Source organism: Simplicispira metamorpha (assembly GCF_004341365.1).
Classification (GTDB): Bacteria; Pseudomonadota; Gammaproteobacteria; order Burkholderiales; family Burkholderiaceae_C; genus Simplicispira; species Simplicispira metamorpha.
The window spans coordinates 46,753-63,122 of the sequence record NZ_SLXH01000001.1; the positions used below are offsets into that span (position 1 = coordinate 46,753).

The 16,370-nt window shown below is 58.9% G+C and carries 25 protein-coding genes and 1 tRNA gene; 1 reads left to right on the plus strand and 25 read right to left on the minus strand.

All coding sequences use genetic code 11. The annotated features are described in order from the left end of the window. Positions 1 to 43: 43 nt before the first annotated feature. The 20 genes from EV674_RS00215 to rplN all read right to left on the minus strand — a co-directional run bounded on the left by EV674_RS00215 (position 44) and on the right by rplN (position 10,508). A complete protein-coding gene (locus EV674_RS00215; RefSeq protein WP_119012356.1) occupies positions 44 to 913 on the minus strand; it encodes a PhaM family polyhydroxyalkanoate granule multifunctional regulatory protein in 870 nt (289 codons plus the stop codon). A 71-nt stretch (positions 914 to 984) separates the two neighbouring features. Then, positions 985 to 1,506: a copper chaperone PCu(A)C gene (locus EV674_RS00220; RefSeq protein ID WP_119012357.1), complete on the minus strand. Its 522-nt coding sequence runs from the start codon at positions 1,504 to 1,506 to the stop codon at positions 985 to 987. 89 nt (positions 1,507 to 1,595) lie between these two features. Continuing rightward, positions 1,596 to 1,672: transfer RNA gene (locus EV674_RS00225), tRNA-Met, on the minus strand. Positions 1,673 to 1,691: 19 nt separating this feature from the next. Beyond that, complete coding sequence (gene rplQ, locus EV674_RS00230; protein ID WP_119012358.1) at positions 1,692 to 2,090, minus strand: 50S ribosomal protein L17; 399 nt, start codon at positions 2,088 to 2,090, stop codon at positions 1,692 to 1,694. A gap of 88 nt (positions 2,091 to 2,178) precedes the next feature. Further along, positions 2,179 to 3,174 carry a DNA-directed RNA polymerase subunit alpha gene (locus tag EV674_RS00235; RefSeq protein ID WP_119012359.1) on the minus strand — a complete coding sequence of 332 codons (996 nt, stop codon included), beginning with the start codon at positions 3,172 to 3,174 and terminating at the stop codon, positions 2,179 to 2,181. Between the two features lie 112 nt (positions 3,175 to 3,286). Continuing rightward, positions 3,287 to 3,910 (minus strand): 30S ribosomal protein S4, encoded by a 624-nt coding sequence (rpsD, locus tag EV674_RS00240; protein WP_119012360.1) that lies wholly within the window; start codon positions 3,908 to 3,910, stop codon positions 3,287 to 3,289. Positions 3,911 to 4,004: 94 nt separating this feature from the next. Next, the gene (rpsK, locus tag EV674_RS00245; RefSeq protein WP_119012361.1) at positions 4,005 to 4,409 is read right to left on the minus strand and encodes a 30S ribosomal protein S11; all 405 of its coding nucleotides are present in this window, start codon (positions 4,407 to 4,409) and stop codon (positions 4,005 to 4,007) included. Positions 4,410 to 4,427: 18 nt separating this feature from the next. Next, positions 4,428 to 4,793: a 30S ribosomal protein S13 gene (rpsM, locus tag EV674_RS00250; RefSeq protein ID WP_119012362.1), complete on the minus strand. Its 366-nt coding sequence runs from the start codon at positions 4,791 to 4,793 to the stop codon at positions 4,428 to 4,430. A gap of 23 nt (positions 4,794 to 4,816) precedes the next feature. Then, entirely contained in the window at positions 4,817 to 4,930 is a 114-nt protein-coding gene (gene rpmJ, locus EV674_RS00255) for a 50S ribosomal protein L36 (RefSeq protein WP_011793797.1), read from the minus strand. A 143-nt stretch (positions 4,931 to 5,073) separates the two neighbouring features. Then, positions 5,074 to 6,393: a preprotein translocase subunit SecY gene (secY, locus tag EV674_RS00260; RefSeq protein WP_119012363.1), complete on the minus strand. Its 1,320-nt coding sequence runs from the start codon at positions 6,391 to 6,393 to the stop codon at positions 5,074 to 5,076. Positions 6,394 to 6,417: 24 nt separating this feature from the next. Next, positions 6,418 to 6,849 (minus strand): 50S ribosomal protein L15, encoded by a 432-nt coding sequence (gene rplO / locus EV674_RS00265; protein ID WP_119012446.1) that lies wholly within the window; start codon positions 6,847 to 6,849, stop codon positions 6,418 to 6,420. 10 nt (positions 6,850 to 6,859) lie between these two features. Further along, positions 6,860 to 7,042: a 50S ribosomal protein L30 gene (rpmD, locus tag EV674_RS00270; protein ID WP_091457148.1), complete on the minus strand. Its 183-nt coding sequence runs from the start codon at positions 7,040 to 7,042 to the stop codon at positions 6,860 to 6,862. A 14-nt stretch (positions 7,043 to 7,056) separates the two neighbouring features. Next, positions 7,057 to 7,575 carry a 30S ribosomal protein S5 gene (rpsE, locus tag EV674_RS00275; protein WP_119012364.1) on the minus strand — a complete coding sequence of 173 codons (519 nt, stop codon included), beginning with the start codon at positions 7,573 to 7,575 and terminating at the stop codon, positions 7,057 to 7,059. Positions 7,576 to 7,592: 17 nt separating this feature from the next. After that, positions 7,593 to 7,958 carry a 50S ribosomal protein L18 gene (rplR, locus tag EV674_RS00280; protein ID WP_119012365.1) on the minus strand — a complete coding sequence of 122 codons (366 nt, stop codon included), beginning with the start codon at positions 7,956 to 7,958 and terminating at the stop codon, positions 7,593 to 7,595. Positions 7,959 to 7,969: 11 nt separating this feature from the next. Beyond that, positions 7,970 to 8,503: a 50S ribosomal protein L6 gene (gene rplF / locus EV674_RS00285; protein ID WP_119012366.1), complete on the minus strand. Its 534-nt coding sequence runs from the start codon at positions 8,501 to 8,503 to the stop codon at positions 7,970 to 7,972. A 25-nt stretch (positions 8,504 to 8,528) separates the two neighbouring features. Next, positions 8,529 to 8,924 (minus strand): 30S ribosomal protein S8, encoded by a 396-nt coding sequence (gene rpsH, locus EV674_RS00290; RefSeq protein WP_119012367.1) that lies wholly within the window; start codon positions 8,922 to 8,924, stop codon positions 8,529 to 8,531. Positions 8,925 to 8,944: 20 nt separating this feature from the next. Beyond that, the gene (rpsN, locus tag EV674_RS00295; RefSeq protein ID WP_119012368.1) at positions 8,945 to 9,250 is read right to left on the minus strand and encodes a 30S ribosomal protein S14; all 306 of its coding nucleotides are present in this window, start codon (positions 9,248 to 9,250) and stop codon (positions 8,945 to 8,947) included. Positions 9,251 to 9,258: 8 nt separating this feature from the next. Next, entirely contained in the window at positions 9,259 to 9,798 is a 540-nt protein-coding gene (gene rplE, locus EV674_RS00300; RefSeq protein ID WP_091457165.1) for a 50S ribosomal protein L5, read from the minus strand. Positions 9,799 to 9,808: 10 nt separating this feature from the next. Beyond that, the gene (gene rplX, locus EV674_RS00305) at positions 9,809 to 10,129 is read right to left on the minus strand and encodes a 50S ribosomal protein L24 (protein WP_119012369.1); all 321 of its coding nucleotides are present in this window, start codon (positions 10,127 to 10,129) and stop codon (positions 9,809 to 9,811) included. Positions 10,130 to 10,139: 10 nt separating this feature from the next. Continuing rightward, on the minus strand, positions 10,140 to 10,508 hold the full coding sequence (gene rplN / locus EV674_RS00310; protein ID WP_119012370.1) for a 50S ribosomal protein L14: 369 nt from the start codon (positions 10,506 to 10,508) through the stop codon (positions 10,140 to 10,142). A 282-nt stretch (positions 10,509 to 10,790) separates the two neighbouring features. Here rplN and proC point away from each other — a divergent pair, with 282 nt between their 5' ends. Next, positions 10,791 to 11,639, plus strand: a complete 849-nt coding sequence (gene proC / locus EV674_RS00315) for a pyrroline-5-carboxylate reductase (protein ID WP_119012371.1) — start codon at positions 10,791 to 10,793, stop codon at positions 11,637 to 11,639. Positions 11,640 to 11,759: 120 nt separating this feature from the next. Here the strand turns inward: proC and ubiA are convergent, their stop codons facing one another. From ubiA to EV674_RS00340, 5 genes are all read right to left on the minus strand, one after another. Continuing rightward, positions 11,760 to 12,629: a 4-hydroxybenzoate octaprenyltransferase gene (ubiA, locus tag EV674_RS00320; RefSeq protein ID WP_119012372.1), complete on the minus strand. Its 870-nt coding sequence runs from the start codon at positions 12,627 to 12,629 to the stop codon at positions 11,760 to 11,762. Between the two features lie 127 nt (positions 12,630 to 12,756). Next, on the minus strand, positions 12,757 to 13,320 hold the full coding sequence (locus EV674_RS00325) for a hypothetical protein (protein WP_132750331.1): 564 nt from the start codon (positions 13,318 to 13,320) through the stop codon (positions 12,757 to 12,759). Next, positions 13,317 to 14,024: a CPBP family intramembrane glutamic endopeptidase gene (locus EV674_RS00330; RefSeq protein ID WP_157983663.1), complete on the minus strand. Its 708-nt coding sequence runs from the start codon at positions 14,022 to 14,024 to the stop codon at positions 13,317 to 13,319. Before EV674_RS00330 ends, EV674_RS00325 begins: the two co-directional genes overlap by 4 nt. A 238-nt stretch (positions 14,025 to 14,262) precedes the next feature. After that, positions 14,263 to 15,849, minus strand: a complete 1,587-nt coding sequence (locus tag EV674_RS00335) for a CYTH and CHAD domain-containing protein (RefSeq protein ID WP_119012375.1) — start codon at positions 15,847 to 15,849, stop codon at positions 14,263 to 14,265. 13 nt (positions 15,850 to 15,862) lie between these two features. Next, positions 15,863 to 16,363: a Dps family protein gene (locus EV674_RS00340; RefSeq protein ID WP_119012376.1), complete on the minus strand. Its 501-nt coding sequence runs from the start codon at positions 16,361 to 16,363 to the stop codon at positions 15,863 to 15,865. Positions 16,364 to 16,370 lie beyond the last annotated feature (7 nt).

The window sequence follows — 16,370 nt, forward strand, 5'->3', positions numbered from 1 at the left end:
TGCCTGGCCGTGTTGTCAAGCACTGCGCTGGCAACAAATGCCTTTAACGCGCAGATTTGGTGGCAGGGCGGCGCACTGCTTTCTTGGCCGCAGGAGCCGCCGCCGGGGTTGCGGCTGATTTGCGCGCTACGGGCTTGGGGGCTGAAGTAGTGTCTTTGGCTGCCGTGGTGGCCTTGGCTGCTGTGGTTTTGCGTACAGGTGCAGGGGCCGTCGTGGCTGCACTGGCCGCACGGCGCGTAGCTTCTTGCACACTTTGTACGCCCTTGGTGGCGATGTCGGTGGCCGTCTTGAAAGCCTCTTTCGCCAGATCGGTGGCCATGTGGCGGGTGGTATCCAGCGCGCCTTGCTTAGCCGCTTCGGTCAGGGCAGTGGAGGCGATTTGCTGAAACTGCTGGGTGAGTGCACCCCACCACTGCATGGGATCAACCACACTGGCCGGGGCTTCGGCGGTGTCCTTGGCGGCGGCTTGCGGGGCTGCAGGTGCAGCACTTTCAGGAGCCATTTTTTCGGCCGCACGGGCCGCAGCGTCACCCATGGCATGGGCAGCACCAGCAAGGGTTTCACCCGCTTTGTGTACGCTGTCCATGACAGCATCTGTGGTCTTGAGTTTGAAAGCGTTGGCCACATCACCCATGCTGAAGTTCATACCCTTGAGGGTTGCCAATGTCATTTTTTGCACTTCCAGCGCCTGGATAGTCGCAGCCAGCGCGCGCGAGTTTTGCTCCAGCCAAAACTGCACGGCTTTCAACTCGGTGACACGCTTGTCCAACTCTTCGACACTGAGGGTCGGCGCCACCCAACTCGACAGGCTGGGCATGTGCGGCAGCCCCCCCGAAGTGCCTTTGGTGAGATTTTGCAGGAAGTCAAAGCCCGGCACGAATTTGCCGAAACCGAAAGGGGATGTGTCGCTCATGGCCGCTCCGCTGGTGTAGTTATCAAAGGTGCTAACAGCTTACTCCAATGCCGGAGGGCAGTGGTTACTGCTCAGTGCTGATGGGCAGGTGCGTGGGCTGCAGGCACGGCGCGGGTAGCCACCGGCACCTGCACTTGCTGCCGGAACTCAAAGCCCTGGGCATCCTGGAACACCAGGGTCAGTGGCACACTGCTACCCGGGGTCAGCGGTGCTTTCAAGTCCATCAACATGACGTGATAGCCCCCAGGCTTGAGCTCTACGGTCTGACCAGCGGGCAACGCCAATGCGGGAACGGCGCGCATTTTCATCACATCGCCCTCCATCTTCATTTCGTGCAGCTCAGTGACACCCGCAGCGGGCGAGTCGGTACCCACCAAACGCAGGCTCTGGCGGGCGGTAATACGCATAAAGGCGCCGGTAGCTTTTTGACCTGCCACACTGGCACGCGCCCAAGCGCCATCGATCGCCACGGCAATGGAAGTGGTGTTCTGGGCAATAGTGGCAGCCGTGGTAAGAGGCACCTGTGCGGCAACACCACCTGCCCACCCGGCAACCGCAAAAAATACTGCGGCGATCAAACATTGCAATGTCATAGAACTCTCTCTGATTCTTGAGGCAGAAAAAATGTGGCGAAACGCACAGGCGAAAAAAAACCCGCATTACTGCGGGTTTTTTATTTGTTTGGTTGCGCGAGAAGGATTTGAACCTCCGACCTTTGGGTTATGAGCCCAACGAGCTACCAGACTGCTCCATCGCGCGCTTTAATTATAACCTGATTTTATGCTGCTGCACCAGAATTATTTTCTTCGGTAACAACAGCACCGCGATCCACCAGTTCGACCAATGCCATGGGCGCGTTGTCGCCAACACGGAAACCCATCTTCAGAATACGGGTATAACCACCAGGACGCGCATTAAAACGGGGACCCAGATCATTGAACAACTTGGTCACGCTGTCCCGGTCACGCAGGCGGTCAAAGGCCAGGCGGCGATTTGCCACAGTGTCCACCTTGGCCAAGGTGATCATGGGCTCAATCACGCGACGCAATTCTTTGGATTTTGGCAAAGTAGTCTTGATGACTTCGTGCTCAATCAACGAGTTCATCATGTTGCGCAGCATCGCGAGGCGGTGCGATGTAGTGCGATTGAGTTTGCGAAGGCCGTGTCCGTGACGCATGGTGCTTTTCCTTTTATGTTGTTTAATCAGGCAGCCGTACAAGGTACTGCCCTGGCACTGCCCCTGCGAGGGGGCGAAAAATTATAACTTACCGCTTGTCCAAACCTGCTGGCGGCCAGTTTTCAAGCTTCATTCCCAACGTCAAACCACGTGACGCCAAGACTTCCTTGATTTCATTGAGCGACTTGCGACCCAAATTCGGCGTCTTGAGCAACTCATTCTCTGTGCGCTGAATCAGGTCGCCAATATAGTAAATATTTTCTGCCTTGAGGCAATTTGCAGAACGCACAGTGAGTTCAAGCTCGTCCACAGGGCGCAGCAAAATCGGATCAAAATTCGTATTGCCACGAACGTTACCCGCAGGCTCACCCATGCCAGGCAAGTCACCGCCTTCAAGCTGTGCAAAAACAGCCAACTGCTCTACCAAAATACGTGCAGATTTACGCACAGCATCTTCTGCAGCAATAGCACCGTTGGTTTCAATTTCCACCACCAACTTGTCGAGGTCAGTGCGTTGCTCGACACGTGCGCTCTCTACGGTGTAGCTAACGCGCTTGACCGGAGAAAAAGAGGCATCGAGAACGATGCGGCCAATCGACTTGGTGGACTCATCTGCGTAACGACGCATGTTGCCCGGAACATAGCCACGGCCTTTTTCAACCTTGATCTGCATGTCTAGCTTGCCACCCTGAGACAGATGGGCGATGACATGGTCAGGATTGATGATTTCAACGTCATGCGGCGTCTGGATATCACGCGCAGTCACCACACCCTCGCCATCTTTTCTCAAACTCAGTGTGACTTCATCGCGGTTGTGCAGCATGAAAACGACACCCTTGAGGTTCAGAAGAATGTTCACCACATCTTCCTGAACACCATCAATGGAGGAGTACTCGTGCAATACACCAGCAATCGTCACTTCCGTCGCTGCGTAACCCACCATGGACGAGAGCAAGACACGCCGGATAGCGTTGCCCAGCGTGTGACCGTAACCACGTTCGAATGGCTCCAGCACGACTTTGGCACGGTTGTGACCAAGCTGCTCGACATTGATCGTCTTGGGTTTCAGCAAATTTGTTTGCATGCAGACTTCCTCTCAATACCCCCAGCTCGTTACACCGGTAAGGCTGGTGAAGCACCTGTACCGCGATGCCTCGCGGTACAGGAACAGTTTTATCAAAGATGCAGCGGATAACTTAGCGCGAGTACAACTCAACGATCAGCGATTCGTTGATATCAGCACCAAACTCATCACGATCAGGCACCTTCTTGAAGACACCCTCAGCCTTCTCGGCATTCACATCCACCCACGCGGGCATACCAACTTGTTGCGCCAATTGCAAGGCTTCGACAATACGGTTTTGCTTCTTGGATTTTTCACGCACAGCCACCACATCACCCACCTTAACCAAGTAGGAAGGAATGTTGACCGAAACACCGTTGACCACAATGGCCTTGTGCGAAACAATCTGGCGTGCTTCAGCACGCGTGGAAGCAAAGCCCATACGGTAAACCACGTTGTCCAGACGGCACTCCAGCAGGGACATCAGGTTGGCACCGGTATTGCCTTTACGGCGATCAGCGGCTTCAAAATAGCGGCGGAATTGCTTTTCCAGCACACCGTACATACGCTTGACTTTTTGCTTTTCACGCAGTTGCAGACCGTAGTCCGAGGTGCGGGCACCCGAAGTGCGACCATGCTGGCCGGGCTTGGAGTCAAATTTGGCCTTGTCCGCAATAGAACGACGGGCGCTCTTGAGGAACAGGTCGGTGCCTTCACGGCGGGAGAGTTTGGCCTTGGGGCCGAGGTAACGTGCCACGTGAACTTCCTTTTATGTCATCTACCGCAAATACATTGCGGGAGCCGCCTGGAGCGCTGGTGCGTTCGCAGGCGGCGGTGGGCTTCAAAATTACTTAGATACGGCGGCGCTTTTGTGGGCGGCAGCCGTTGTGTGGAACCGGCGTCACGTCAGCGATGGACGTGATGCGGATGCCCAGAGCGCCTAGTGCGCGCACCGAAGACTCACGACCAGGGCCGGGACCCTTGATCTCGACGTCCAGGTTTTTGATGCCTTGTTCGATGGCAGCGCGGCCAGCCATTTCAGAAGCGACTTGGGCTGCAAAAGGCGTCGATTTGCGCGATCCCTTGAAGCCCTGGCCACCCGAAGAGGCCCAAGACAGAGCGTTGCCTTGGCGATCAGTGATCGTGATGATGGTGTTGTTGAACGAGGCATGCACGTGAGCGATGCCATCCGAAACGTTCTTGCGAACTTTTTTACGAACGCGCTGGGCTGCGTTGTTGGAAGGAGATTTAGCCATGTTGATCTTTCAATCTCTTTATTTCTTCAGTGCTGCTGCACCCTTGCGCGGACCCTTGCGAGTGCGGGCATTGGTGCGCGTGCGCTGACCACGCATAGGCAGACCACGGCGGTGGCGGAAACCACGGTAGCAGCCAATGTCCATCAAGCGCTTGATGTTCATCGTGGTTTCACGACGCAGATCACCTTCAATAGTGAACTGTGCGATTTGATCGCGAATCTTCTCAAGATCGCCATCCGTCAGATCCTTGATCTTTTTGGAATAAGCGATTTCGCAGGCTTCGCAAATCTTGCGTGCGCGCGTGCGACCGATGCCATAAATGGCTGTCAAGCCAATTTCAGCATGCTGATGTGGCGGAATATTGATACCAGCGATACGTGCCATATGCGTCCTCTATACTTTCCTAATCAACCCTGACGCTGCTTGTGACGCATGTCAGTGCAGATCACACGCACCACACCCTTGCGGCGGATGATCTTGCAATTACGGCAGATTTTCTTGACCGAAGCAGAAACTCTCATTTCACTCTCCTAAAACTTTTTTGCGCTTAACCCAAGGCACTCGAGACCAAAGGCTCCCACAGCACACTGTGGGACGTTGATTGATATTGACCTAGGCTTAGTACGACAGCTTACGCCGACACGTTTGCAGATCTTCGGCACCCTTAACTGGCAGCACCGGATTTAAAGTTGGCTTTTTTCAGCAGCGACTCATACTGCTGCGACATCAGGTAATTTTGCACTTGGGCCATAAAGTCCATGGTTACTACCACAATGATCAGCAACGACGTCCCACCAAAATAGAAAGGAACGTTGTATTTCAGAATCAAGAACTCCGGCAGCAAACACACAAAAGTGATGTAAACAGCACCTGCAAGCGTCAATCGAACCAGAATTTTATCGATATACCGTGCCGTTTGTTCACCTGGCCTGATGCCAGGGATGAAAGCTCCACTCTTTTTCAGATTATCTGCAGTCTCTCGACTATTAAAAACCAGTGCAGTGTAGAAGAAGCAAAAGAACACGATAGCAGTGGCGTAGAACATCACATAGATAGGCTGACCAGGAGTCAGAGCACCAGAGATGTCTTTCAACCAACGCATCGACTCACCCGCGCTGAACCAATTCACAATAGTTGCAGGCAGCAAAATGATCGAAGAAGCAAAAATGGGAGGAATAACACCTGCCATGTTCAACTTCAAAGGCAGATGCGAGGACTGACCTCCATACACCTTGTTTCCTACCTGCCGACGAGCGTAATTCACCAAAATCTTGCGCTGACCACGCTCGACGAACACCACAAAATAAGTGACAAATGCCACCAAAATCACGATGAAGATGGCTGCAATGATGCTCATCGCACCAGTGCGAACCAATTCCAGCAAACCGCCAATGGAGCTGGGCAAACCAGCAGCGATACCAGCGAAAATCAGAATGGAAATACCGTTGCCCAGCCCACGCTCGGTGATTTGCTCGCCCAACCACATCAGGAACATGGTGCCCGCAGTCAGGCTTACCACTGCCGTCAGACGAAATCCAAACCCAGGCTCAAGTACCAGACCTACAGAACTTTCCAGTGCCACCGCGATACCCAGAGACTGGAAAATTGCCAGACCCAAAGTGCCGTAGCGGGTGTACTGGGTGATTTTGCGCCGACCTGCTTCGCCTTCTTTTTTCATCTGCTCGAAGGCGGGCACTGCGTACGTCATCAGCTGCATGATGATCGATGCCGAGATGTACGGCATGATCCCCAGTGCAAAGACAGTAAAACGCGACAGTGCACCACCCGAGAACATGTTGAACAGGTTCAGAATGCCGCCTTGCTGGCCACTGAACAGCTGCTTCAGCTGGGCTGGATCGATACCAGGAACGGGAATATGTGCCCCAATCCGATAAACGACCAGCGCCAACAAGAGAAAAACCAGCCGACGACGCAAATCGCCAAACTTTCCGGTTTTTACCATTGGAGCTGTGCTAGTGGCCACGGCTTTTTTCCTTCAAGAGTAGACTCAGGCCACGCTGCCGCCAGCGGCTTCGATAGCAGCCTTGGCACCAGCAGTGACGCTGACACCGCTGAGCTTGACGGCAGTAGCCAGCGCACCGGTGTTGATCACCTTGACAGCACGTGTCAAGTCGTTGATCAGACCAGCTTGCTTGAGCACCAGAACGTCCACTTCAGCCAGACCCAGACGAGCGATATCTGTCAGGGTCACTTCTGCGTTGAAGCGCAAAGTCATGGACTTGAAACCACGTTTGGGCAAACGGCGTTGCAAAGGCATTTGACCGCCTTCGAAACCGACCTTGTGGTAACCGCCCGAACGCGACTTTTGACCCTTGTGACCACGGCCAGCTGTCTTGCCGAGACCGGAGCCGATACCACGGCCCACGCGGCGCTTGGCGTGCTTGGCACCGTCTGCGGGCTTGATGTTATTGAGTTCCATCATCAACCTTTCAGACGATTTTGACCAGATAACTGATCTTGTTGATCATGCCGCGCACTTCAGGTGTGTCTTGCAGTTCGCTGACACTGTTGAGTTTGCGCAGACCCAGACCACGCACAGTAGCGCGGTGCGATTCTTTCGTGCCAATCGGGCTGCGAACCAGCTGGATTTTCACGGTTTGTTGTGTAGACATTGTCAAAGCTCCTGTCAGACGAAGAGGTCTTCGACCGACTTGCCGCGCTTGGCTGCCACTGCACCAGGGGTGGTGGAGTTGGTCAGCGCGTCAAAGGTGGCACGAACCATGTTGTAAGGGTTGGACGAACCATGGCTCTTGGCCACGATATCGGTGATGCCCAACACTTCAAACACAGCGCGCATAGGACCGCCAGCAATCACGCCGGTACCCTTGGGAGCCGGAGCCATCATGACGGAAGCGGCACCGTGGTGACCCATCACCTGATGGTGGATGGTGCCGTTTTTCAGCGAGACCTTGACCATGTTGCGACGGGCTTCTTCCATGGCTTTTTGCACCGCTGCCGGTACTTCCTTGGATTTGCCCTTGCCCATGCCCACACGGCCATCGCCGTCACCGACCACGGTCAGCGCAGCAAAGCCGAGGATGCGACCACCCTTAACAACTTTGGTGACGCGGTTGACCGCAATCATCTTCTCGCGCATTCCGTCGTCGCGGCCTTCGTCTTGCACTCGGGGTTGAAATTTAGCCATTTTGTATTCCGTTCCGCTTAGAACTGCAAACCTGCTTCACGGGCTGCGTCGGCCAGGGCCTTGACGCGACCGTGGTAGGCAAAGCCTGCGCGATCAAATGCAACTTTTTCGACGCCCGCTGCTTTGGCTTTTTCAGCAATGCGCTTGCCAATGACTTGCGCTGCTGCAGTGTTGCCACCCTTGCCAGAGCCACCCAGTGCAGTGCGCACTTCGGCTTCGGCAGTGGAGGCGCTGGCCAGCACCTTGGTGCCGTCGCCGGAAACCACGGTAGCGTAAATATGGAGGTTCGTACGATTCACCGACAGACGGGCAATACCTTGCTGGGCAATGCGGATGCGGGTCTGACGGGCACGACGAAGACGCTGCTCTTTCTTGGTCAACATGTTGCAGCTCCTTATTTCTTCTTGGTCTCTTTGATCGTGACTTTTTCGTCCGCATAGCGGATGCCCTTGCCTTTATAAGGCTCGGGAGGACGAACAGCACGGATCTCAGCGGCAATCTGACCTACACGCTGGCGGTCGGCACCCTTGACCACGATTTCAGTCGGGGTAGGGGTAGCCACCGTGATACCTGCGGGCATGTCAAAGTTGACGGGATGGGAATAACCCACAGCCAGGTTCAACTTGTTGCCAGTAGCTTGGGCTTTGTAGCCCACGCCAATCAGCGTCAGTTTTTTCTCGAAACCTTTGCTGACACCGACCACCATGTTGTTGACCAACTGGCGAATGGTGCCGCTCATGGCATTGGCTTCGCGGGAATCGTTGGCAGGCTCAAAAGAGAGCTTGCCGTCGTTGCTGGTCACAGTAACCAGCAGGTTTTGCGCCACAGACAAGGCTCCACCAGCGCCCTTGACGCTGATTTGCTCGCCCTGGATCGACACATCCACACCAGCGGGGATGGTGACCGGCATTTTTGCTACACGGGACATTTCAGTTTCTCCTCAATGTCACGGCTTAAGCCACGTAGCAAAGCACTTCGCCACCGACACCGGTAGCACGCGCTTTGCGGTCGGTCATCACGCCCTTGGGGGTGGTGACAATGGCCACGCCGAGACCATTCATGACCTGTGGGATGGCATCACGGCCTTTGTACACGCGCAAGCCGGGACGGCTGACACGTTCGATACGCTCAATGACCGGACGGCCAGCGTAGTACTTCAGGGTGATTTGGAGTTCGGATTTGCCGGCTTCGCTCTTGACCTCGAAACCGTCAATGTAGCCCTCGTCCTTCAGCACTTGGGTGATGGCGATCTTCACTTTGGAAGAAGGCACGCTCACAGTGGCTTTGGAAACCATTTGGGCATTGCGGATGCGGGTCAGCAAGTCAGCGATGGGATCACTCATGCTCATGTTGTATCTCTCCTGCCTGCTTACCAGCTGGCCTTGGTGACACCGGGGATGTCGCCTGCGAAAGCCAGTTCACGGATCTTGGCGCGGGCCAAGCCGAATTGACGGAAAGTACCGCGGGGACGACCGGTGATTTCGCAACGGTTGCGTTGGCGCGTGGGATTAGCGTTGCGTGGGAGCTTTTGCAGGCCCAGGCGGGCTGCATCGCGCTCTTCATCGCTGCGCTTGGCGTCGGATGCGACGGCCTTCAGTTCTGCGTACTTTGCTGCGTACTTGGCAGCCAGTTTTTCGCGCTTGAGCTCGCGCTGGATCAAAGCTTGTTTTGCCATACGCTGCCTCAGTTCTTGAAGGGGAAACGGAAACCGGTGAGCAGTGCTTTGCACTCTTCATCGGACTTGGCCGTTGTAGTGATGCTGATATTGAGACCGCGCAGGGCGTCGACCTTGTCGTACTCAATTTCAGGGAAGATGATTTGCTCTTTGACGCCGATGTTGTAGTTGCCACGGCCATCGAACGCACGACCGGAGATACCCCGGAAGTCACGTACGCGGGGCAGTGCCACGGTAACAAAGCGATCCAAGAATTCGTACATCTGCACACCGCGCAGGGTGACCATGCAACCAATGGCTTGGCCTTCGCGGATCTTGAAACCGGCGATAGCTTTTTTAGCCTTGGTGACAACAGGCTTTTGACCAGCAATCTTGGTCAGATCAGCCACTGCGTTGTCCATGACTTTCTTGTCAGCGACGGCTTCGCTCACACCCATATTGAGTGTGATCTTGGTCAGGCGAGGCACCTGCATGGGCGAGGTATAGCCGAACTGCTTCATCAGTTCGGGAGCGAGCTTTTCGCGGTAGATTTTTTGGAGTCGTGCCATGTTTTACCCCTTAGGCCGTCTTGATTTCAGCGCCGCTGGACTTGAACACGCGAACGTGCTTGCCGTCTGCTTGCAGCTTGATGCCAACGCGATCAGCCTTGCCAGTGGCGGCATTGAAAATAGCCACATTGGACTGGTGGATAGGCATGGCCTTCTCAAGAATGCCGCCAGTCGTACCCTTCATGGGGTTTGGCTTGACATGCTTCTTGACCAGGTTGATGCCATCTACCACCAGGTAGGAGTCATCTTTGCGCAGCGACACTGTGCCGCGCTTGCCTTTGTCGCGCCCTGCGAGCACGACGACTTCGTCGCCCTTGCGAATCTTGTTCATCGCGCCGTCCTTAGAGAACTTCAGGAGCCAGGGACACGATCTTCATGAACTTCTCGGTACGCAGTTCACGCGTCACGGGTCCGAAGATGCGGGTGCCGATGGGCTCCAGCTTTGCATTGAGCAACACTGCTGCGTTGCCATCGAATTTGACGAGCGAGCCATCAGCACGGCGAATACCCTTGGCCGTACGAACCACCACAGCGCTGTAAACCTCGCCTTTTTTGACGCGGCCACGCGGAGCGGCTTCCTTAATGCTCACCTTGATGATGTCGCCAACGCTTGCATAGCGACGCTTCGAACCACCCAGCACTTTGATGCACAGGACGGACTTGGCGCCGGTATTGTCGGCAACGTCTAACCGGGTTTCTGTCTGGATCATTTCAATATTCCCAACTTGCACCAACAAGGTCAAACAGCCCCAGAGAAACTCTCAAGCGCTGCAACCAGCCAGTCAGTCTTGGGCCCGTCGTCCGCACTGCAAACCATTTGCGGTGCTTCTTGTTGGGCAGAAACTTCGCTTTTTGACAGCGAAGCCCGCGATTGTTTCAAATAAAGCACCGCATGTCAAGCAATAACGCCTTTCGTTTTCCATGGCGCGTATGAACCACAGGCGGCTACCATCGCCTGCTCTTGTGCCCATTTCTTTTGCCGATCTTTTGCCATGACCGCCACATCTACCGCACCCGAACACTCCAACGCCCTGCCTGCCCTGGCCTTTATTGGCGGCGGCAACATGGCCAGCGCCATCATTGGTGGCCTGATCCGCCAAGGTGTACCGCCCACGCAGATCGAAGTGGTCGAGCCGTGGGCCGAGGCACGCGCTGCCCTGTTGCAGCAGTTTGGTATTACCGCGCAGGAGCAGGCGGGCGCACAGTTGCAACGCGCAGGCCTGGTGGTGTGGGCAGTGAAGCCACAAACTTTTCAGGAAGCTGCATTACAGACACGCGCCCACACCGCCCAGGCGCTGCACCTGAGCGTGGCCGCCGGCATACGCAGCAGCAGCATTGCGCAGTGGTTGAACAGTGAAAGCGTGGTGCGTGCCATGCCCAACACGCCCGCACTGATTGGCCAGGGCATGACGGCGCTGTACGCCCGTCCGGCTGTCAGCAGCGGCCAGCGCGCGCTGGTCGAGCAAGTCATCGCCCCCACGGGCCAGCAGATGTGGGTGCAGGACGAGACACAGCTTGATGCCGTGACCGCGCTGTCAGGCTCGGGCCCGGCGTATGTTTTCTACTTTCTCGAAGCAATGGTGCAGGCGGGCACCGAGATGGGCCTGTCACCCGAGCAGGCGCACCAGCTGGCCGTGGGCACCTTCGTGGGGGCCTCCGAACTGGCGCGCCGCTCTGACGAAGCACCCGCCGTGCTGCGCCAGCGCGTGACCTCCAAAGGCGGAACGACCTACGCGGCACTGCAATCGCTGGAGCAAGACGGTGTGGCAGACAAGTTCATCCATGCCCTGCATGCCGCTGAGCACCGCGCGCGCGAGCTGGGCGATGAGTTTGGCCGGTAAATTAAGGGCAAGAATAGGCCCCATCCCTTATAGGAAGGGCGCAAGCAGCTATCAAAAAAGAAGCGTTCTTCACCCCGCTGCGTTGCCACGCCAGCTGCGCCCAGTCCAGGCGCGCAAGCGCTACCAGCGCACCATCCCCAGAGCGATGCCGACAAACACGGTAAACCCGAGCCAGTGGTTGACGCGAAACGCCCGAAAGCATCCCTCGCGCGTGCGTGTGCGGATCAGCCACCAGTGCCACGCTACCTGCGCCAATGCCACCGCCATCGCTATATAAAAAATAGCACCCAGCGCAAGCGGGGCAAGGGCTACAGCCCAAAAACCTAAAAACAGCAGGTAAAACAGCACAATCGCTGCCACGTCCAGGCGCCCCAGCGTGATGGCCGAGGTTTTCATGCCGATCAGCAAGTCGTCATCGCGGTCCACCATGGCATATTCGGTGTCGTAGGCCAGCACCCAGAACAGGTTGCCCAGCCACAACAGCCACGCCATGGCAGGCGCACTGCCCTGCACGGCGGCAAAGGCGATCACGATGCCGAAGTTGAAGGCCACGCCCAGCACGGCCTGCGGCATGGCAAAAAACCGCTTGGTGAACGGGTACAGCACCGTCACCAGCAGCGCGGGCACCGACCATGCCACGGCCACCCAGTTCGTGGTCAGCACCAGCGCCAAAGCCACCAGCGCCAGGACAGCCCCCACCACCAGCGCCTCGGGCACCGACACCTGGCCTGAGGTGATGGGACGCTGCGCCGTGCGCTTGACGTGGCGGTCGAAGTGGCGGTCGGCCACATCGTTGATGCAGCAGCCGGCACTGCGCATCAGGATGGTGCCCAGCACAAACACCGCCAGCAGGTGCCAACCTGGAAAACCACCAGCGGCCAGCCACAGCGCGCTCAGCGTGGGCCAAATCAGCACCAGCCAACCCGCCGGGCGGTTCCAGCGGATCAGGTCAAGGTAGAGGGAAAAACGGCTGCGCGGGGGGGTGGACATGCAGATAAGCGGGCAAGCGCACGGTGGTGGGCCACACCGGCCACGGCGCCTGCGGCGGTAGAAACGGAGCCGCGTTTATACGCCATGGCGGTGGCGGCAGGCGGCCCGGGCGCCTTGTCCGCACCGCTCATGCTGCGCGCTGCTGCTGTGGGTGGACGGTAATCACCTCCCACTTGGGGCACTCGTAGAACGCAATCTGTGCCTGCGTGGCGGGATAGCGGCCACAGGGAAAGTAGTTCCACAACGCCGACCCGTAAATGCCGCACAGCCCTGTGGCCGCCACGTGCATCGGGCAACTGATTTGCGTGCAGCAGCGCGCGCAGCTGCCACAGGAGCGCACACCATGCGACCAGTCAGGCTGCACGCGCACCAGGCGCAAGTCCGGGCCGCTGCGCGGCGCATCCCACCAGTCGCGCCACTGCATGAAGCTGGTCATGCTGCGGTAATCGCTTTGAAAGGCAATGCGCCCCAAAAATGTCCATACTTGCAGCGTGCCCGGCACAAATTGGCGGTGGTGGCGCCAAAAGCGCGCGTCGCCAAAACACACCCCCGAATACAACGGTGCCAGCACATAAGCCCCCAGCCCCAACGTGGCCAGGGCCCACACCCCCATCAGCGCAATGCCCACGCGCGCAGCAAACCAACCCAGGGCCTGGCACACGCCAGCTACCCCGGGTTTGCGACCCTTCAACTCCACAGTGTCCATAGTCCCAATACCCCAGCCCAGTTACCCAATAAAAAATGCGACACCGACACCCCCAGCAGGTTGCGGTGCAGTGCAAACAACCCACCCCAGAGCAAGCCGCTGAAAAGACTGACCAACGCCAGCGGCACCCCGAAACTCCAGTGCCACAGCGCAAAAAGCAGCGCCGCAAGTACCACCGCACCCCAACGGGCAATCGGCCCTGGCCACGGCAGCAAACGTTCCAAAGCGCTTTGCAACATGCCGCGCGCCATCAGCTCTTGCAACGGCACCACCAGCGCATAGGTGGCATACGTCCAGTCCAACCGGGACCAATCCAGCCCCAGAGGCACAGAGGCAGACAGAGCGGCATGCGTGGCCAGCAGATACAGGCAGGCCATCAACGGCAACGTCCACACCAAAGCCACCGCCAGCGATCGCCTGGCACCGCACCAATGCAGCCCGATGTCAGCAGCCCCCAGCCCCAGACGAGCCACCCAGCGCAACAAGACCAGCAAAGTGAACAGCTCCAGCAGCCGCGCCAGCACAAACCGCCAGGGCAAACCGTCTATGGCCTCGCTGACAGCCCACCACTGCGGCGGCAACGCATCCAGCAACCACCACAGCAGCAGTACGGTTACCAACAGTTCAAACGCAACGGCCATGCGCGGCAATGCCGTACCAGCCTGCGTGGCGGCACCTGAATGGGTCATCGTGAGCAGCTCCCTCCCGCAGCCTGTCCGACAGCCCTTGCCCGGAACCAGAGCACACCGGTGTGGCCGCATGTTAGGCAGCGCCCACCACGTCGTCCATACGCCAAAACGACTACGGCGACACCAGCACGGCCACCGCACGCACCCCCAGTGGGAAGCGGAACAACCCGCCCCAACCCGCTAGGTCACGCGGGCAGCGACAGCACGGGCTTCTGGTCTGTGGGAGCGCCGCCGGGGTCTACGCAACGGCTGCCGCTGCACCGCGCAAAAAGCCCACCACCTCGGGAGCTGCGCCCCAGCGCGCGGCCAGGACACTGGCCTGGGCCACATCGCGTGCTGTGCCCAGCTGCGTTTGCCACTGCTGGGCCACGTCGTGTTGGCGCTGCAAACGCCGGGGCAGCAGGGGCGACAGGGCTTGCGTGCTGTAACGCAGCCGCTTGGAGAGAATGCGCACGCGGTGCAGGCCTTCGGCATCGGGGCTGGCTGCGCCAGGCAGGTGCTTGGCGTCTGCCCAGGTGCGCTCCAGGCGATGGAGCAGCCGCTGCACCCGCCGACGCAACCAGCGCACGGCAGGCCGCTTGCCCCCGCAGGCCACCACGGCGGGCGCCAGGGCAGCAGTCTCCAGCGACTCCAGCCACTGCGACAACTCCAGCAGCGCGGCCCCCACCGCGGGCTGGGCCAGGGTCTGGCGCACGGCGGTGCGCTGTTGCTGGGCTGCGTCCAGCAGCGCCGTTTGCAGCGCCTGCCATGCCGGGGCACGGCTGGCATCGCCCGCGACGTAGCGCTCAGTCCAGAGCGGCAGTGTCTGCGTGGCCGCCACATCCACATCGCGCAACGCGCCCAAACTGTCCAGCAACGGCTGCAACGCAGGCAGTGCGGGGCATGGCACACCGGGCAGGGCTGGGCGCAACAAGCGCCACAGGCTGCGAAAACGCCGCCAGCCCACGCGCGCTTGGTGTACCAGCTCAGGCCCATCGGCACCCAGCAACGTGTGCAGGTTGGCGGTGAACTGTTGCAGCGCCTCGCCCAGCAGGCTGCGCGCCATGGTCTGCAAGGACGCGTCGCGCGATAGCACCGGTGGCTGCGCCTGCACGGCCATCGGCGTGTCCGCCTGCCCCAGGGCGTAGCCGCGCTGCGCTTTGCTGGCCGCCAGCGGCAGCACGGCCACGGTGCGGGCAATGCGCCGGGCCAGCGAGAACAAGGCCCCTGGTGGCCCGGCCACCAATTCCAGCTCCAGCTCGCACAGCGGAGCGCTGCGGTGGCCGGCGGTGATGGTGCCCACGTCCAGCGCCACTTCGATCTCGCTGCCATCGCGCGCTGTGACGCGCCAGACCGTGCGCTCAAAGTCGGTCACAAAACAGGGGGCCAACGCCGGGGCCAGCGTGCCATCGGGGTCCATGCCAGGCCAGGGACTGTCGTGCAGCAACTCCAGTGCCAGGGCCGGGCCAGGCACGGGCATTTCCCACTCGCCGCGCTGGCTCAGCGCCGAATCGCTGCGGCCTGCGGTTTTCAGGGTTTGCAGCCACTGCAGCGGCTGCTCTGACCCCACCCGGCGCAGGCGCAGGGCCACGCGCTGGCGGCGCAGCTGCTGGTCGGGCGTGTCGTAGTACACGCTGTACACCTGCTGGCGCACCGCTTTGCGCCGGGCCAGTGCGGGCACGCGCGCCAATTGCGCCGCCAGCGCATCGGGTGAGACGCCCTGGGCGCCGGGCAAGGCCAGCTTGATTTCAGTTTCGGTCGCGCCAGCCGGAGCGGCGGTACGCTGGCGTTTTTTGGCTGGGCGCTGGCCGGGCTGCACCAGCGGCTGCCCCAAGGTGCGTGCCATAGCGTGCGCGGCCTCAGTCTTCGAGCAAAGAGCGCAGCATCCAGGCCGTCTGCTCATGCACGGTGAGGCGCTGGGTCAGCAAATCAGCGGTGGGCTGGTCGTTGGCCTTGTCGGCCACGGGAAACAGCTCGCGCGCGGTGCGGGCCACGGCCTCGTGGCCTTCCACCAGGATGCGCACCATGTCGGTGGCCTTGGGTGGCTTGGCCGGTGCATCCGGCAGGCTGGTGAGCTTGCCAAACTCGGCATACGAGCCCGGCGCCACATGGCCCAATGAGCGGATGCGCTCGGCCACGGGGTCAACTGCGTTCCACAGCTCGGTGTACTGCACCATGAACATGGTGTGCAGGGTGTTGAACATGGGCCCGGTCACGTTCCAGTGGAAGTTGTGCGTGGTCAGGTACAGCGTGTAGGTGTCGGCCAGCAGGTGCGACAGGCCCTGGGCAATGGCAGCACGGTCTTTGTCGCCAATGCCGATGTGGATACCGGGGACGGTGGTCTTGGAAGCTTTGGCCATGGTTTTC

Bases quoted from the DNA above. Each gene is read 5' to 3' on its own strand.
- EV674_RS00215 (WP_119012356.1), bottom strand. From the start codon at position 913: ATGAGCGACACATCCCCTTTCGGTTTCGGCAAATTCGTGCCGGGCTTT.
- EV674_RS00220 (WP_119012357.1), bottom strand. From the start codon at position 1,506: ATGACATTGCAATGTTTGATCGCCGCAGTATTTTTTGCGGTTGCCGGG.
- rplQ (WP_119012358.1), bottom strand. From the start codon at position 2,090: ATGCGTCACGGACACGGCCTTCGCAAACTCAATCGCACTACATCGCAC.
- EV674_RS00235 (WP_119012359.1), bottom strand. From the start codon at position 3,174: ATGCAAACAAATTTGCTGAAACCCAAGACGATCAATGTCGAGCAGCTT.
- rpsK (WP_119012361.1), bottom strand. From the start codon at position 4,409: ATGGCTAAATCTCCTTCCAACAACGCAGCCCAGCGCGTTCGTAAAAAA.
- rpsM (WP_119012362.1), bottom strand. From the start codon at position 4,793: ATGGCACGTATCGCTGGTATCAATATTCCGCCACATCAGCATGCTGAA.
- rpmJ (WP_011793797.1), bottom strand. From the start codon at position 4,930: ATGAGAGTTTCTGCTTCGGTCAAGAAAATCTGCCGTAATTGCAAGATC.
- rplO (WP_119012446.1), bottom strand. From the start codon at position 6,849: ATGGAACTCAATAACATCAAGCCCGCAGACGGTGCCAAGCACGCCAAG.
- rpmD (WP_091457148.1), bottom strand. From the start codon at position 7,042: ATGTCTACACAACAAACCGTGAAAATCCAGCTGGTTCGCAGCCCGATT.
- rpsE (WP_119012364.1), bottom strand. From the start codon at position 7,575: ATGGCTAAATTTCAACCCCGAGTGCAAGACGAAGGCCGCGACGACGGA.
- rplR (WP_119012365.1), bottom strand. From the start codon at position 7,958: ATGTTGACCAAGAAAGAGCAGCGTCTTCGTCGTGCCCGTCAGACCCGC.
- rplF (WP_119012366.1), bottom strand. From the start codon at position 8,503: ATGTCCCGTGTAGCAAAAATGCCGGTCACCATCCCCGCTGGTGTGGAT.
- rpsH (WP_119012367.1), bottom strand. From the start codon at position 8,924: ATGAGCATGAGTGATCCCATCGCTGACTTGCTGACCCGCATCCGCAAT.
- rpsN (WP_119012368.1), bottom strand. From the start codon at position 9,250: ATGGCAAAACAAGCTTTGATCCAGCGCGAGCTCAAGCGCGAAAAACTG.
- rplE (WP_091457165.1), bottom strand. From the start codon at position 9,798: ATGGCACGACTCCAAAAAATCTACCGCGAAAAGCTCGCTCCCGAACTG.
- rplX (WP_119012369.1), bottom strand. From the start codon at position 10,129: ATGAACAAGATTCGCAAGGGCGACGAAGTCGTCGTGCTCGCAGGGCGC.
- rplN (WP_119012370.1), bottom strand. From the start codon at position 10,508: ATGATCCAGACAGAAACCCGGTTAGACGTTGCCGACAATACCGGCGCC.
- proC (WP_119012371.1), top strand. From the start codon at position 10,791: ATGACCGCCACATCTACCGCACCCGAACACTCCAACGCCCTGCCTGCC.
- ubiA (WP_119012372.1), bottom strand. From the start codon at position 12,629: ATGTCCACCCCCCCGCGCAGCCGTTTTTCCCTCTACCTTGACCTGATC.
- EV674_RS00330 (WP_157983663.1), bottom strand. From the start codon at position 14,024: ATGACCCATTCAGGTGCCGCCACGCAGGCTGGTACGGCATTGCCGCGC.
- EV674_RS00335 (WP_119012375.1), bottom strand. From the start codon at position 15,849: ATGGCACGCACCTTGGGGCAGCCGCTGGTGCAGCCCGGCCAGCGCCCA.
- EV674_RS00340 (WP_119012376.1), bottom strand. From the start codon at position 16,363: ATGGCCAAAGCTTCCAAGACCACCGTCCCCGGTATCCACATCGGCATT.